The sequence below is a fragment of the Roseibium aestuarii genome, from assembly GCF_008477545.1.
GTDB lineage: Bacteria > Pseudomonadota > Alphaproteobacteria > Rhizobiales > Stappiaceae > Roseibium > Roseibium aestuarii.
The window spans coordinates 23,894-38,937 of the sequence record NZ_VORA01000008.1; the positions used below are offsets into that span (position 1 = coordinate 23,894).

The following is a 15,044-nucleotide window of genomic DNA, read 5'->3' on the forward strand; positions in this document are numbered from 1 at the left end:
AAGACGGTGCGGGCTGACGGGTTGCGCCTGGGTGCCTGACCATTGGCTGCGTTGAAATCCCGTGAGAAATACCCAAATCAGAAAGAGAGGCAGAAGTCCGAGGAGAGGTGAAGGAGGTCCGTCATGGCGCGGCCAGGTCTGAATGAGGAACGCGGTGCCCGACGCGCGGCTGAGCTCAAGGCGCGATTTTCCCGCGTGTCGTCCCGGGCCTTGGGATCGGGAACGCGGCTGCGCGTTCCGGGTTATGGCGGACGAGGCCGCACCAACCTGACCGCCTCCGGACGTGCGCTCGGCATCTGGCTCGCGCTTGGCGTGGCCGCCTTTGTCGTCGGGTCGTTTCTGGCCTGACCGTCTCTGGTTTGATCGTCGCGTCCTGCCTCAGAGCAGGAACGGATAGCCGTTTTCCAGTTTCAGCAAGGCAATCTTGGTCTCCAGCCCTCCGCCGCCAGAGTAGCCTCCCAGCCCCTTGGCCGACAGGATCCGGTGACAGGGCACGAGGATCGGCAGGGGATTGGCCCCACAGGCCTGCCCCACCGGCTGGGGTGCCGAGCCGACGGCGCGCGCCACCTCGCCATAGGTGCGGGTCTCTCCATGCGGAATGTCGAGCATCTGGCGCAAAACGGCCTGCAGCAGATCACCTTCCGGCAGATGCAGCGGCAAGTCGAAGCGGGTGAGCTGACCGGCAAAATAGGCTTCGATCTGGCGCGCCGCCTCGTCCAGCAAGGCGTCTTCGCCGGACGCTGCCCCCGCTTCTGACTGGTGTTTCACATGTCCCCATCGCAGGGCGCAGAGCGCACCGTTGCGAGCCTCCAGCACCAGAGGTCCGACCGGGGAGGCGAGCCCACGGGTCATCGGGGCGGTTTCCGGCAGTGTCTGCATTGACGGTCCCAGTCGTCAGGAGGTGCGCGCGGCATCTTCATGCCGCGCGTCGAGGATGCACCATGAGTGGCGGGCACGCGATGTGCAAGGGCCGGAGCGCGCGGGATCTGCCCGGCTCACCGGAAGAGAAGGATGGACGATAATAAGGGGATCTTATAATGTTGGGTGAGCGACTTCGCGTCGTCCTTCCCTTGCAGTCCGTCCCGATCCCGGAGTTGTCTTTGGCCCCTGTTCCCGTCACGGACCCGCTGTCCGCTCCATCGCCTGCCAAAGAACCGGCAGTCGGGTCTCCGCTTGTCGGGATCGGCCTGATGCTGCTTGCCTGTTTCCTGTTCTCGGGGCTGGATGCGACGGCGAAATATCTCAGCCAGTCCGTGTCGCCCTTGCAGATCGTCTGGGTGCGGTTCCTCAGCCACGTGGTGCTGGCCGTCTTCTTCTTCCGGCTGTGGCAGCGGCCGGAGGCCCTGCGACCGAAGCGAAGGCTGCTGCAGGTGGTCCGGGCCTTTACCCTGCTCTGCACGACGATCTTCAATTTCCTGGCCGTGCAGTATCTTCAGCTTGCCGAAACCATGTCGATCCTCTTTGCCGCGCCCTTCATGGTGACGGCGCTGGCAGGGCCGCTTCTGGGCGAATGGGCCGGCGTGCGACGCTGGGCTGCGATCATCGTCGGTTTCTGCGGCGTGCTGCTGGTCACCCAGCCCTGGTCGGGGCAGATGCACTGGGCGGTGATCTATTCCGTCTGCGCCATGGTCTCCTATGCCTTCTATATGCTGCTGACGCGGATGCTCGCTCCGACAGAGAGCTCTATCAGCCTGCTGATGGTGTCCGGTGTGGTTGCCGCCATTGCCATGACCCCGGCGGGGCTGATGTCCTGGCAGGCGCCGGAGAGCCTCTTCCACTGGGGGCTGCTCCTGTCGACCGGCGTCTATGGCCTGGTGGGGCACTGGATCCTGATCGTGGCGCATCGCATGGCGCCGGCCTCGCTGCTCGCTCCCTTCCTCTATGTGCAGATCATCTGGATGGTGATCCTCGGCTACTTGGTGTTCGATGACATTCCGGGATGGAGCACGGTGGCCGGGGCCTCGGTCGTTGTGGCTTCCGGGCTCTACATCCTTTTCCGGGAGCAGGTGCTGCGGAAGCGCTGATCTGCGGCCTGTCTGCGCCACCCGCACGCGACCTTTTCTCCCTTCCCCGACCGAAGCGCTGGAAGCGGGCTGGCTCACGGGGTATGTAGGGCAGAAGGTGGGGCAAGTGCCGGCGAACTGTTTGCGAGATACCGAGCGTGATTGACGACGAGAACGAGACGGAGGGGCGCTCCCCGGGCGAGGGCAGCGGGCCGGAGGCGGCTGGGCAGCCCTCGGGCGCCGAGGGATATCGCCCCGGCAAGCGCCTGACCCTCAGCCATATCGCGGATCAGCTCGGCATCTCGACGGCCACGGTCTCTCTGGCCCTGCGCAACAGTCCGCTTGTCGCGGAAGAGACGCGGGCCAAGGTCAAGCGCACGGCCGAAGACATTGGCTACATCTACAATCGCTCGGCCGCGTCCCTGCGCACCGCCCGCAGCCAGATCGTCGGCGTGGCGGTGCACGACATTCTCAATCCCTATTTCGCCGAAGCCTTTTCCGCGCTGGAGACCGTGCTGGAAGAGCAGGGGCAGATGATCTTCATCTGCAACCATCGGGACGACGTGAAGCGGCAGCGTGCATTCATCAATACGCTGCTGCAGCACCGGGCCGACGGGCTGATCCTGTGTCCTTCCGTGGGCACCACGGCGGAGGAGATCAACCGGCTGGTGGGGCAGGGCATTCCGGTCACGCTCATGTGCCGTGAAGTGCCGAAGGTCTGGGCGCCCTGCATCCTGGGCGACGACCTGAAGGGCGCCTATCAGATCACCCGCCATCTGGTGCAGCAGGGCCACAGCCGCATCGCCATGGTGGGGGGGCGCCGGGAAAGCTCTGCCGGCCGAGACCGGCACGCGGGCTGGAAGAAGGCACTGGTGGAAGCCGGCATCGATCCGGCCGCCCAGCTCGATCTGCCGGAGCTCATGACCCAGGCCGACGGACGGGCGGCGGTGCCGGAGATCCTCAACGCGGCCGAGCGGCCGACGGCGGTGATGTGTTTCAACGATCTGGTGGCGCTGGGCATGATGCCCATGTTCCGCCGCAACAACGTGGAGCCCGGACCGGACATCGCCGTGACAGGCTATGACGACATTGACGGCGCGGATGCGCGCACGCCCGCGCTGACCACCGTGCAGAACCATCCTGACAAGATCGGGCGTCTGGCGGCGCTCACCCTGCTGCGGCAGATTGCCGGCGAGAGGGTGCCCAACACGCCGATCCGGATCGAGCCGGAGCTGCGGATCCGCGAAAGCTCGCCCCGACCGGGTCAGCGGCTCGGTCCCGCGCTGACGGAATAGACCGCAAGCGCGGGTGTCAGGTCCGGCCCGTCAGGCTTTCAGGGCAGCACTCTGGGACTTCGCTTCGCCGGGGGGCGAGGGGAAGCGGACATAGGTGTCGCGCCCTGCTTCCTTGGCACTGTAAAGGGCCGAATCCGCACGCTGCATGACCGAGCTGAAGTCCACGTCGTTCTTGTTAATCGCCGCGACGCCGATGCTGCATGTCACCGACAAGGGGATCTCGGGGATCATCGGCATGGTGCGCAGGCGCTGGAGAATGCGCTTGCAGACGACTTCCGCGCCGTCTTCATCGGTGTTGCTCAGAATGACGCAGAATTCCTCGCCACCGATGCGGCCGAAAATGTCGACCACCCGCAGCTCGTCCTGAACATGTTCGGCAAACTGGGTTAGAACCTGGTCACCGATCCCATGGCCGTGCCGGTCGTTGATCAGCTTGAAGTGATCGATGTCGAGGACGAGGGCGGTGAAGGGGATACGGTCTCTTCTGAAGCGGGCCACTTCCATGGCTGCCTTCTCGATGAAGGCCCGGCGATTGTAGATGCCGGTCAGGTCGTCGATGCTGGCCAGCCGCTCGAGGCGTATCTTCGACTGGAGCAGTTCCTCGTTGGCCCGCTCGCGCGCAATCTCGTGGCCGACCCAGTCAGCAAACTGGCAGATCAGCTGCATGTCGGTGGAGGAGAAGGGGCGCTTGCGCGGTTCGGCGCTGGTGAAGTTGATCGTGCCGTAACGCTCTCCGTTCACTCGTACGTTCACGCCGATGTAGCTCTCCAGTGCAAAGCTCTTGTAGCAGGGGTGAAGCGCCAGCTCCGACTTGGCGGTATGGGGAATGGCGAGCGGTGAATTGCTGGACAGCGCATGGGTGCAATAGGTGTCACCCAGCGGGAAGATGGTTCCGGGCTTCAGCTCGTTGTTCGGGCTCTCGGCCCAGACGATGGAGTAGTTGTCGCCGACGATGTTGCTGACGATGCCGAAGGGCAGATCAAAGTGCTCGCAGCCGATGCGCAGAATCTGCTGGATCTTCTGGTTGGCGCTGAGCTCCTGGGTGGCCGTGATCTGATAGAGGGAGGCCAGGCTTCGATCCGTCTTCTTCCTTTCCGTGATGTCGGTCGAGAAGATGATGACCCCTGCAAGCGAGCCGTTCGGCGCATATTTCGGGATGTACTCCACATGCAGTTCGCGGCGCAGCCCGTCCGGGAAGGTGTCGGCGGCCTCAATATCGATGCGATGACCGTTGAGTGCTTCGCGGAAATGGGGGGCAGTGCGGGCGATGTGTTCGGCCGACAGCAGGTCGCGGAACCGGCGGCCGATCAGGGCGTCAGGCTCAGCATCATACCAGGAGGCGCCGTAGTCGTTGATGAAGACGCAGGTGCCATCCAGATCGACTTCGACGATCGAGCAGTGAAGGCTGTCGGTCAGGATGGCCATGTTCGCGTAGGCTTCCTGAAGCTCCTTCTGGGTGTGCTTCAGGTTGGTGATGTCGGTGCGAATGCCGACCACGTAGCCGCGCGGCGTGCGCCTCTCGGAAACGCGCAGCCAGCGGCCGTCGCCCAGATGCTGCTCGTGCACTTCGCCATCGGCGCGCAGATGGCGCTCCATGCGCTCGGTCAGCCATTCCCGCGCGGTCTGGGTCTTGAGATCGTACTGACCTGCCTTGAGGCCAAACTTCAGGATGTCGGTGAAGGTATTTCCGTCCTTCATCGACTCTTCGGACAATTGGTAGATCCGCTGGTAATTGCGGTTGCAGATGACCAGACGATCATTCTTGTCATACATGGCGAAGCCTTCGGAAATGGCTTCGATGGCCTCGCGCAGGAGGTCGCTGGTTTCCCGGACTTTTTCCTCAAGCTCGATTTCCTTGCTGATGTCTCGTCCGATCAGCAGAAAGCGGGCCTGCGACTGGGCTTCACCCGTCAACGGCACCAGAGTGACTGCGGCCTTGAAAATAGAGCCGTCCTTGCGGCGGAACTCCGACTTGAAGTTGAAATGGCGCAGGGACTGGGCAGCGGAGGTATAGCTGTTGCCGAGCTGCTCGTAGGTCGCGGTGTCTGCATAGAGAAGGCGTCCTGTCTGGCCGATCAGCTCGGATTCGTCATATCCGAACAGGTTGAGCAGTCCCTCGTTGACATAGGTCAGCACACGCTCCGGTGTGAGGATGGCGATAGCCTCCTCCATGGCGCCAAAGGTCTTTTTCACGTCAACCGCGACGATGGAATCCGGCATGGACGACTCGTTCCCTATTCGCATTTCATACCCGGAAAATGGATGAATACTTTTAAGAAAGATACAACTGTCGATTCGTTTCTTTTCTTGCCGAGCTGGCTTTGCGTAAATTTGATACCGAATATTACGTAGAGCAATTGGGACAAAAAGCGCGAAATCGGATCTGGCGCGAACCTACCTGATGATTTTACCTAGGCACAGGTACTCATCGTGAACACGGGATTTTTAAGATGTCTCTCCCCCTCGTCCTCATGCCAAGGGCCATGCGGCCCGTCATTCGCGACAGACTGGCGCCGAAGGTTGATCTGGTCACACCCTTTGAGGCGGACAACCCGGATGCGACCATCGCACGGGTTGCCGCATCGGTGCGGGGCATTGCGGCGCTGGGCCAGACTGTCGATGCGGCCTATCTCGACCGGTTCCCTGCACTGGAAATCATCGCCAACTTCGGCGTGGGCTATGACACGATCGACGCGGAGACCTGTGCCGCGCGTGGCGTGATGGTCACAAACACGCCGGACGTGTTGACCGAGGAAGTGGCCGACACGGCGCTGGGCCTGATGATCATGACCGTGCGCGAGTTTGGCGCGGCAGAGCGTTACGTCCGGGCTGGTCGCTGGGCGGCGGACGGGCCTTATCCGCTCACCCGCGGGTCGCTGATCGGGCGAACGCTCGGCATCGTCGGTCTTGGCCGGATCGGCAAGGCGATTGCGGCCCGCGCGGAGGCCTTCGGTTTGAAGATCGCCTATCACGGACGCAGCCGTCAGGCGGACGTAACCTATGACTATCATCCGAGCGTCGAGGCGCTGGCGGAAGCCTGTGACATCCTGATGCTGGTGGCGCCCGGCGGGGCGGAGACCCGCCACATGGTCAACCGGCGGGTGCTCGAAGCCCTCGGTCCGCAGGGAGTGCTGATCAACGTGGGGCGCGGCAGTCTGGTGGACGAGGAGGCGCTGATTGCGGCCCTTGCGAACGGGACCATCCTCTCGGCGGGGCTCGATGTCTTCGAGGATGAACCCCATGTTCCGCAAGCGCTCCTGACCATGGAGAATGTGGTGGTGCTTCCGCATGTGGGCTCGGCCTCGGTGCGGACCCGCGACGCGATGGGAGCGCTCGTTGCTGACAACCTCCTGTCCTGGTTCGAGACCGGGCGACCGATCACGCCAGTCGCCGAGTGCGTGGGGCTCCTCAAGTAGACGACAGGAAAGCTATTTGGGCGGCCAGGCCTCCGGGTTGGGCGTGTAGCCCGGCCCGAGGGTCAGTGGCTTCGTCGGCATGGCCTTGGGGGCGACGCCGGTCTTGAGGATCTTCTCGTGATGCTCGAGGGTCTGCTCGTCGCGCATCAGATTCAGCTCCACCAGATAGCCCATTTCCGGCTCGATGCCGCTCAGGGACGCGGTTTCGAAGGTGTAGTTCAACCGGTAGGGGATCGGGGGCTGGTCCATGACGATGGGGGCCGCTCCGGGCAGGTGGAAGGTCACCTCCATCCGCGAGGTCTCCGGCAGGGGCTTGCGCGTGCCAACGGTGATGCCGGCGCGAATGTCCGCGATCCGATAGTTGAAGATGAAGCCGCCGCCGGTGATGACCAGATGGTCCGCCGTTTCCAGAACCTGTCTGTTGCAGAGGCCGACGGCGGTGAAGACGGTCAGGCAGTTGAGCGCGGCAAGGGCCAGGGCCCAGCGGGCGCTGCGGGGCAGTGCGTCCTGCATGACATCCTCCCGGACGGCGAAAGACATCATCAGCATGGCAGAGGGACGGCGCGATGCAAGCGCCGTCCGCTGTTGTGGGGCTCTGCCGATCAGGCCTTGGCGTTGGCGCTCAGGAAATCGCCCATCCGCTCCAGCGCGCGGCGGATGTTCTCCGTCGAGTTGGCGTAGGACAGGCGGATGTAGCCTTCCCCCAGAATGCCGAAATCGGGGCCGCCGATGGTGGCAACGCCTGCGTCTTCCAGCAGGGCGGATGCCAGCGGCTTGGCTTTCCAGCCAGTCGCCTTGATGTTGGGGAAGGCATAGAAGGCCCCGAGCGGCGTGCGGCAGCTGACGCCGGGCAGGGCGTTCAGCCCGTCGACGACCACCTTCCGGCGCCGGTCGAACTCGGCCACCATCTCGTGCACCGCATCCTGCGGGCCGGTGAGGGCGGCGAGGCCCGCATATTGCGCCGGGGCGTTGACGCAGGACCAGGCGTTGACGGCCAGCTTGCGCGCCTTGTTCATCAGCTCGGTCGGCCAGACGGAATAGCCCATGCGCCAGCCGGTCATGGCATAGGTCTTGGACCAGCCGTCGAGCAGGATGAGCCGGTCGCGAATGCTCTCGAAGCTCATCAGCGAGACGTGTTCCATGCCGTCATAGGTCATCTGGGCATAGATCTCGTCGGACATGATCGCCACGTCCGGGTGCTTCTCCAGGCCGGCGACGAGTTTCTCCACTTCCGCCCGCGGGGTCACGCCCCCGCAGGGGTTGGCGGGCGAGTTGACGATGATCAGGCGGGTGCGCTCGTTGATCAGGGAGAGGGTCTCCTCGGCGGAGAAGGCGAAGTCATTCTCCTCGCGGATCGGGATCGGGACGGGGGTCGCGCCGGTGAACTCGATCATGGAGCGGTAGATCGGGAAGCCCGGGTCCGGATAGAGGATCTCTGCACCCGGTTCGCCGAACATGAGGATCGCCATGAACATGGTGACCTTGCCGCCGGGCACGATCAGCACGTTGTCCGGATCCGGCGCAAAGCCGGTGCGCTTTTCCACATCGGCGGCGACGGCCTCGCGAAGGGGGAGGATGCCGGTTGCCGGGGTGTAGCCATGGTGCCCGTCGCGCAAGGCCTTGATGGCAGCCTCGACGATATGGTCCGGGGTGCGGAAATCGGGCTGGCCGATGCCCAGATTGATGATGTCGCGGCCCTGCGCTGCGAGAGCGGTTGCGCGCGCGAGCACGGCGAAGGCGTTTTCCTCGCCGATGCGGTCGAAGCCGGAAATGGTCTTGAGCATGGGTCCTCCCGAGACGGATGCCGTGTGATTTCCCGTGACTTAGGCATTTTCCCGCGATGCTGAAAAGCCAAATGCCCGGAAAAACAGTTCGCCTCTCCCAAGTGGCAAAAGTTACGCCTATATTCGCCGGGACTCATGAGCGAGGCCCCGTCCGTCTCGCCCTCACCCCGAACTTCAAGGGACGCATCATGTCTCAGGCACCTGAAGCCGCCCAGGACCAGATCCCGGTTACCGTTCTCACCGGCTATCTCGGCTCCGGCAAGACCACCCTGCTCAACCGCATCCTGACCGAGAACCACGGCCAGAAATACGCGGTCATCGTCAATGAATTCGGCGAGGTCGGCATCGACAACGACCTGCTGGTCGAATCGGACGAAGAAATCTTCGAAATGAACAACGGCTGCATCTGCTGCACCGTGCGCGGCGACCTGATCCGCACGGTTCAGAACCTGATGAAGCGGCGCAAGGCCTTTGACGCGATCATCGTCGAGACCACCGGCGTGGCGGATCCGGCTCCCGTCGCCCAGACCTTCTTCATGGATGATGACGTGCGCGCCGCAGCCAAGCTGGATGCGGTGGTGGCCGTGGTCGACGCGCGCCACGTGCTGCAGCGTCTGGAAGACACCGAAGAGGCGGAAGACCAGATCGCCTTTGCCGACGTCATCCTGCTCAACAAGACCGATCTGGTGTCGGCCGAGGAGCTGGCGACAGTGGAAGCGCGGATCCGTGCCATCAACCCTTATGCCGTGCGTCACAAGACCGAGCGCTGCGCCATCGACCTGAAGAATGTGCTCGACCGGGGCGCCTTCGACCTCGACCGCATCCTCTCGCTGGACCCGCACTTCCTGGAGCATGGGCACCACGAGCACGAATGTGGCCCGGACTGCGACCACGACCACGGGCATCACCACCATCATCACGGCCATGACCATGATCACGACCATGGGCATCACCATCATGATCACGATCATGAATGCGGTCCGGATTGCGATCACGATCACGGCCATGATCACCATCATCACGCGGATCCGCATTCCGTGCGCAGCGTCTCGCTCCGCCAGGGCGATCTGGACCCGAACATGTTCTTCCCCTGGATCAACCAGGTGACCCAGATCCAGGGTCCGAACATCCTGCGCCTCAAGGGCATTCTCGCCTTCAAGGGCGATCCGCAGCGCTATGTGATCCAGGGCGTCCACATGATCGTGGAAGGCAATCACCAGCGGGACTGGAAGGCGGATGAGCCACGCGAAAGCCGGCTGGTCTTCATCGGGCGCGATCTCGATTTCGACGCGCTGCGGGACAGCTTCAACGCCTGCGTCGCGGAATAAAGGGATCTGCCAGTGCCGACACTAGCACCAGTCGCAGCGGGCGAGTTCGTCGTCCGCGCCGGCTTTCTGAAGGACATTCCCTATTTCGCGCTCGGCGATGGCAGCGTCTGCTTCGTCGAGGGTGGCGAGACCCGTGTTCCGCTCCACAAGGGCGGGCTGCTTGCGGCGACCGAGACCCTGGATGGCAGCGCGCTGATCACCTCCGGCGATGACGGCCGGATCCTGCGTCTGCGCCACGGGGAGGAGCCGGAGCTTCTTGCCGAGCGGCCGCGCAAGTGGATCGACCGGATTGCCGCCGGTCCGGACGGGGCGATCGCCTTTGCTTCCGGGCGCACCGCCTGGGTGCGCCAGAAGGATGGGACCGAGAAGGAATTCGCCCATGATCGCGCCATCGGCGGTCTGACCTTCGCGCCCAAGGGCCTGAAGCTGGCCGTCTCGCGCTATGACGGGGTGAGCATCTGGTTCGTCAATGCGGCGACGACGCCGACCGAGCTGGAGTGGAAGGGCGCCCATTTCGGCATCTCCTACTCCGCCGACGGCAAGTATCTGGTCACGACCATGCAGGAAAACGCCCTGCATGGCTGGCGGCTTTCGGACAGCCAGGACATGCGCATGTCCGGCTATCCGGCCAAGGTGAAGAGCTTCAGCTGGTCGGTGAAGGGGCGCTATCTGGCGACCTCCGGGGCCAATGCGGCGATCTGCTGGCCCTTCTTCGGCAAGACCGGCCCGATGGGTCAGACGCCGCTGCAGCTGGGCACGCGCGGGGATTCGCTGGTGGCCTGCGTGGCCTGTCATCCCAAGGAAGACGTGGTCGCGGTGGGGTATCAGGACGGCATGATCATGATGTGCCGCTTCGAGGACAATGCGGAGGTGCTGCTGCGCCGTCCGGGCGAAGGGGCGATTTCGTCCATGGCCTGGGATGGGGCAGGCCTGCGCCTGGCCTTCGGCACGGAAGAAGGGGCTGCGGGAACCATCTCCCTGACCTGAGGCTTTGCCAATCAGCCAGGGAGATTGCCCATGTTCCGTCTGATTGCGCTTGTCTTCGCCGTCGTCTTCGGCACCGCTGCCTCGCAGGTGCCCGAATACGCCCAGCAATACCGTCAGCGGATCGGTGGAGCCATCGATGCACTGACGGAGGTCATGGTGCGCTTCGCGGCGGATGCGGAGGCTGAGGGGCTGAATGTGGCTGAGGCCATCGCGCGGTTGCGCGGGTCGGCCGATCCCTTCGTCGCCCGTCGGGGCGAGAGCATGGAGGAGGCTCGGGCGCGGCTCGAGCATCTTCGGGCGCAACGGGACGAGATGGCGCGAGCCGGCCCCTTCGGGCGGGTCGGGCTTGTGCTGACATCGGCCGACGGGCCTCTGGCCCGGTCGACGCTGGAGGATTTCGAACCGGCGGTGCCGGTGACATCAGAAGGGCTTGCCGCCGCCGGGGCGGGAGGCCTCGCCGGGTTGGGGCTTGTGTTCGTGACCCGGGGTGCCGCGCGCGGTCTGCGTCGCAGACGGCGCCGGACTGTGACGACAACGACCTGAAAACAGGCAGGAGGGGCATATGGACACGATCACCTCGAAGGGCGGCATGGTTGTCGCCCCGCACAGCGCGGCGGCTCAGGCCGGGGCGGATATCCTGGCCGAAGGAGGCTCGGCTCTCGAGGCCATGATCGCGGCCGCGTCCACCATCGCGGTGGTCTATCCGCACATGAATTCCATCGGTGGCGACGGGTTCTGGCTCATGGCCGAACCGGGCAAGGACCCCAAGGCGCTCATGGCCTGTGGTTCGGCGGGCTCGAACGCCACGCTCGAGGCTTATCATCGCGCCGGGTTGGGAGCCATGCCGACGCGCGGCCCCATGGCGGCGCTCACGGTGGCCGGCACGGTCGGCGGCTGGGCCAAGGCGCAGGAAGCAGCGCGCGGCATCGGCGCCGGCAAGATGCCGGGCCGGGTGCTGATGGAATCGGCTGTTCGCCATGCCAAGGAAGGCATTGCCGTCACCCGCAGTCAGGCCGAGCTGACGGCGGCCAAGCTCGCCGAGCTCAAGGACCAGCCAGGCTTCGCGCAGGTCTTCCTGAAGGACGGTGAAGCGCCGGCCATCGGCGACGTGCTGCGGCAGGAACGTCTGGCCGACACGCTGGAACATCTGGGGCTCGAGGGCTTCGAGGAGTTCTATCGCGGTGATGTGGGTGCAAGCATCGCCGACGATCTGGAGCGGATCGGAGCCCCGGTCACCAAGGCGGATCTGGAAAAATTCGAGGCCGTGTTCAAGGAACCGCTGAAGACGACGCTCTCCTGCGGCAGCATCTTCAACGCCCCGCCTCCGACGCAAGGGCTCGCGTCGCTGATCATTCTGGGCCTCTATGACCGGCTGGGGCTGCGGCCCGGCGAAGGCTTCGACCTGGTGCACGGGGCCGTGGAAGCCACCAAGCGGGCCTTCCTGGTGCGTGACCGGGTGGTCACCGATCCGGGGCGGCTGCCGGAAAATCCGCGGGACTTCCTGACCCCTGAGTGGCTGGACAAGGAAGCCCACAAGATCGACATGACGCGCGCCGCCCGCTGGCCCTACGTGGCCGAGCCGGGCGACACGATCTGGATGGGGGCGATTGATGCCAAGGGCGTCGCGGTGTCCTTCATCCAGTCGACCTACTGGGAATTCGGGTCTGGCTGCGTGCTGCCGAAGACCGGCATCACCTGGCAGAACCGGGGCGCGAGCTTCTCGCTCCATCCGGATGCGCTCAACGTGCTGGAGCCCGGGCGTCAGCCCTTCCACACCCTCAATCCGGCCATGGCGCGCCTGAAGGACGGCCGCACCATCACCTATGGCACCATGGGCGGTGAGGGACAGCCGCAGACCCAGGCGGCGATCTTCATCCGTCATGTGCTGAACGGCATGCCAGTGGGCGAGGCGATCGACGCGCCGCGCTGGCTGCTGGGCCGGACCTGGGGGGAGGACACCACCGCCCTGCGGCTGGAGGGACGGTTCGATCCGGATCTCGTCAGGGCGCTGGTGCGCTGCGGCCACGAGGCCATCCAGATTTCGCAGAACTATTCCGACATGATGGGCCACGCTGGCATGATCGTACGCAACCTGCGCGGCGGGCTGGACGGCGCCCATGATCCGCGCGCCGATGGCGGCGCGGCGGTTGCCTGAGCCGGGGATGTGGCTCGATACGGCGGGAACGGATGCCATTGCGGGCACCGCTCCTGCCTCTGATGCACTGGAACGGGATAGATCATGGACGCGCTGACACGCATGCGATGCTTCATCCAGGTCGTGGATTCACAAGGCTTCTCTGCGGCTGCGCGCGACATGGGGCGCTCCAAGGCGCTGGTGTCGAAATACATCGGCGAGCTGGAGGACGAGCTGGGCGTGCGCCTGCTCAACCGGACCACGCGGCAGGTATCCCTCACGGAAGTGGGGGAGGCCTATTACCGCGAGGCCTCGGAAATCCTGCAGCGGATCGACGATCTGCAGGACAGCATCCAGTCTTCCCATCAGGCCGTGAAGGGACGGCTCAAGGTGTCCGCCCCGCGCTCCATGGGGGACGGCCTGCTGAACCGGGCGATGATGGAGTTTCTCGTCGCCTATCCGGAGGTCGTGCTGGACCTGCGACTGGAGGACCGGTTCGTCGATCTGGTGGAAGAGGGTTTCGATGTGGCGATCCGGGTGACGGATCTGGAGGATTCCAGCCTCATCGCCCGCAAGATCGCGCCGTTCCGCACGGTTGTCTGTGCCACGCCGGCGGTCATCGAGAAATATGGGGTGCCAAGCACCCCGGCGGATCTGGTGGGGCGCCCCTGCATTATCGACACCAACTACCGCTTCAAGCAGAACTGGACCTTCGTGGAAGGGGACGGGAAGACCAGCGTTACCGTCCGGGGGCCTGTCGAGGTCAACAGCGCGTCGGCGGGGCGCGATGCCGCCTTCTGTGACCTCGGCTTCCTGCGCACGCCGCTCGTGTTCGTGTCCGATGACATTCACGCCGGGCGGCTGGTGGCGGTGCTGGAAAGCTATGAACCGCACAACAGCGGGATCTACGCGGTCTATCCGCATCGCCGGCATCTGACCGGCAAGGTGCGCGCCTTCGTCGACTATCTGGTCACATGGTTCGGGGATCGCAAGCGGGCAGGGGAAACCTGCCCGCTCTGATCTCCGGTCAGTCCTGGCGGACGAGCCGTTCTTCGGCCATCCGGTCGGCGACGGCTTCCGGGGTCAGGTCTTCGGCCTCGGCCCGGCGGAAGATCTCCGCCAGGGTCGCGCCGATGGCGAGCGTCTTTTCGCGAACCAGATCATCGGCCTCGCCCGGTCGCGCCAGGGCAATGGAGATGACCCCACCGGCGTTGATGGCGTAATCCGGCGCATAGAGGATGCCGCGTGCCTTGAGCGCTGCGCCGTCAGCGGCGTGGCCCAGCTGGTTGTTCGCGGCCCCTGCGACGATCCTCGCGCGGATGTCGGGAATGGTGCGCGCGTTCAGTCCGCCGCCGAGGGCGCAAGGGGCGAAGATGTCGGCCGGCGCGGCATGGGCTTCGCTCGGAGCGACAACGGTGGCCCCGAAGGCGGCCACGGCCCGGTCCACGGCGGGGGCGTGAATGTCCGAGACAATCAGGCGCGCGCCGGCTCCATGGAGATGGGCGCAGAGGTCATAACCGACGTGGCCGAGCCCCTGCACGCTGACGGTGATGCCATTCAGGGCCGAGGTCCCGAACGCGTGGGCGGCTGCGGCCTTCAGTCCCTCGAAGACACCGAGAGCGGTATAGGGGGAGGGGTCGCCGAGGCCGGTGGCGCTGGTGCCACGCACATGGGCGGTTCGCTCGGCAACCGCTTCCATGTCGGACGGAGAAACGCCCACGTCCTCTGCGGTGATGTAGCTGCCGGACAGGCGCTCCACATAGGTGCCGAAAGCACGCATCATGTCGGGCGTCTTGTCCTTGCGCGGATCGGCCAGAATGACGGCCTTGCCGCCGCCAAGGTCGAGACCGGCCAGCGCGTTCTTGTAGGTCATGCCGCGCGACAGGCGCAGGGCGTCGGTGAGGGCCTCGTCGGTGGAGCCATAAGGCCAGACGCGGCAGCCGCCGAGGGCGGGGCCGCGCGTCGTGTCGTGAATGGCGATGATGGCCTTCAGGCCCGTCGCCGGGTCACAGACAAAGCTGACCGTCTCGTGGTTGCGGAATTCCGGATGATCGAACACGCCGGCGATGGCGGTCGTCTTGGGCACGGCATTCATGG

General features: G+C 64.8%; 14 protein-coding genes. 9 read left to right on the forward strand and 5 right to left on the reverse strand.

Annotation, left to right across the window (positions count from 1 at the left end; translation table 11 throughout):
- Positions 1 to 123: 123 nt before the first annotated feature.
- Complete coding sequence (locus FR728_RS18130; RefSeq protein WP_149894179.1) at positions 124 to 348, forward strand: hypothetical protein; 225 nt, start codon at positions 124 to 126, stop codon at positions 346 to 348.
- Positions 349 to 378: 30 nt separating this feature from the next.
- Here FR728_RS18130 and FR728_RS18135 read toward each other — a convergent pair whose 3' ends face one another.
- Positions 379 to 879, reverse strand: coding sequence for a methylated-DNA--[protein]-cysteine S-methyltransferase (locus FR728_RS18135; protein ID WP_208998915.1), 501 nt, complete (start codon positions 877 to 879; stop codon positions 379 to 381).
- Between the two features lie 221 nt (positions 880 to 1,100).
- Between FR728_RS18135 and FR728_RS18140 the strand changes: the two genes are divergently transcribed.
- Together FR728_RS18140 and FR728_RS18145 are read left to right on the forward strand one after the other, a co-directional pair.
- The gene (locus FR728_RS18140; RefSeq protein ID WP_280115357.1) at positions 1,101 to 2,024 is read left to right on the forward strand and encodes a DMT family transporter; all 924 of its coding nucleotides are present in this window, start codon (positions 1,101 to 1,103) and stop codon (positions 2,022 to 2,024) included.
- A 137-nt stretch (positions 2,025 to 2,161) separates the two neighbouring features.
- The gene (locus FR728_RS18145) at positions 2,162 to 3,298 is read left to right on the forward strand and encodes a LacI family DNA-binding transcriptional regulator (protein ID WP_244304746.1); all 1,137 of its coding nucleotides are present in this window, start codon (positions 2,162 to 2,164) and stop codon (positions 3,296 to 3,298) included.
- A gap of 30 nt (positions 3,299 to 3,328) precedes the next feature.
- On the opposite strand, the gene FR728_RS18150 is transcribed toward FR728_RS18145, so the two are convergent.
- Entirely contained in the window at positions 3,329 to 5,518 is a 2,190-nt protein-coding gene (locus FR728_RS18150) for a sensor domain-containing diguanylate cyclase (RefSeq protein WP_188318953.1), read from the reverse strand.
- Between the two features lie 230 nt (positions 5,519 to 5,748).
- Between FR728_RS18150 and FR728_RS18155 the strand changes: the two genes are divergently transcribed.
- Positions 5,749 to 6,714, forward strand: coding sequence for a 2-hydroxyacid dehydrogenase (locus FR728_RS18155; RefSeq protein ID WP_149894182.1), 966 nt, complete (start codon positions 5,749 to 5,751; stop codon positions 6,712 to 6,714).
- 12 nt (positions 6,715 to 6,726) lie between these two features.
- Here the strand turns inward: FR728_RS18155 and FR728_RS18160 are convergent, their stop codons facing one another.
- Together FR728_RS18160 and FR728_RS18165 are read right to left on the reverse strand one after the other, a co-directional pair.
- A complete protein-coding gene (locus FR728_RS18160; protein WP_149894183.1) occupies positions 6,727 to 7,227 on the reverse strand; it encodes a hypothetical protein in 501 nt (166 codons plus the stop codon).
- 89 nt (positions 7,228 to 7,316) lie between these two features.
- A complete protein-coding gene (locus FR728_RS18165; RefSeq protein ID WP_149894184.1) occupies positions 7,317 to 8,498 on the reverse strand; it encodes a pyridoxal phosphate-dependent aminotransferase in 1,182 nt (393 codons plus the stop codon).
- Between the two features lie 188 nt (positions 8,499 to 8,686).
- On the opposite strand from FR728_RS18165, the gene FR728_RS18170 reads away from it, so the two are divergent.
- The 5 genes from FR728_RS18170 (at position 8,687) to FR728_RS18190 (ending at position 13,967) form a co-directional block, all read left to right on the forward strand.
- A complete protein-coding gene (locus tag FR728_RS18170) occupies positions 8,687 to 9,826 on the forward strand; it encodes a CobW family GTP-binding protein (protein ID WP_149894185.1) in 1,140 nt (379 codons plus the stop codon).
- A gap of 12 nt (positions 9,827 to 9,838) precedes the next feature.
- Positions 9,839 to 10,813, forward strand: coding sequence for a WD40 repeat domain-containing protein (locus tag FR728_RS18175; RefSeq protein ID WP_149894186.1), 975 nt, complete (start codon positions 9,839 to 9,841; stop codon positions 10,811 to 10,813).
- Positions 10,814 to 10,843: 30 nt separating this feature from the next.
- The gene (locus tag FR728_RS18180; protein WP_149894187.1) at positions 10,844 to 11,356 is read left to right on the forward strand and encodes a DUF2937 family protein; all 513 of its coding nucleotides are present in this window, start codon (positions 10,844 to 10,846) and stop codon (positions 11,354 to 11,356) included.
- Positions 11,357 to 11,375: 19 nt separating this feature from the next.
- Positions 11,376 to 12,968 carry a gamma-glutamyltransferase family protein gene (locus tag FR728_RS18185; protein WP_149894188.1) on the forward strand — a complete coding sequence of 531 codons (1,593 nt, stop codon included), beginning with the start codon at positions 11,376 to 11,378 and terminating at the stop codon, positions 12,966 to 12,968.
- A gap of 84 nt (positions 12,969 to 13,052) precedes the next feature.
- A complete protein-coding gene (locus FR728_RS18190) occupies positions 13,053 to 13,967 on the forward strand; it encodes a LysR family transcriptional regulator (protein ID WP_149894189.1) in 915 nt (304 codons plus the stop codon).
- Positions 13,968 to 13,974: 7 nt separating this feature from the next.
- Here FR728_RS18190 and FR728_RS18195 read toward each other — a convergent pair whose 3' ends face one another.
- Positions 13,975 to 15,042, reverse strand: coding sequence for a Glu/Leu/Phe/Val dehydrogenase dimerization domain-containing protein (locus FR728_RS18195; protein WP_149894190.1), 1,068 nt, complete (start codon positions 15,040 to 15,042; stop codon positions 13,975 to 13,977).
- Positions 15,043 to 15,044: the final 2 nt, after the last annotated feature.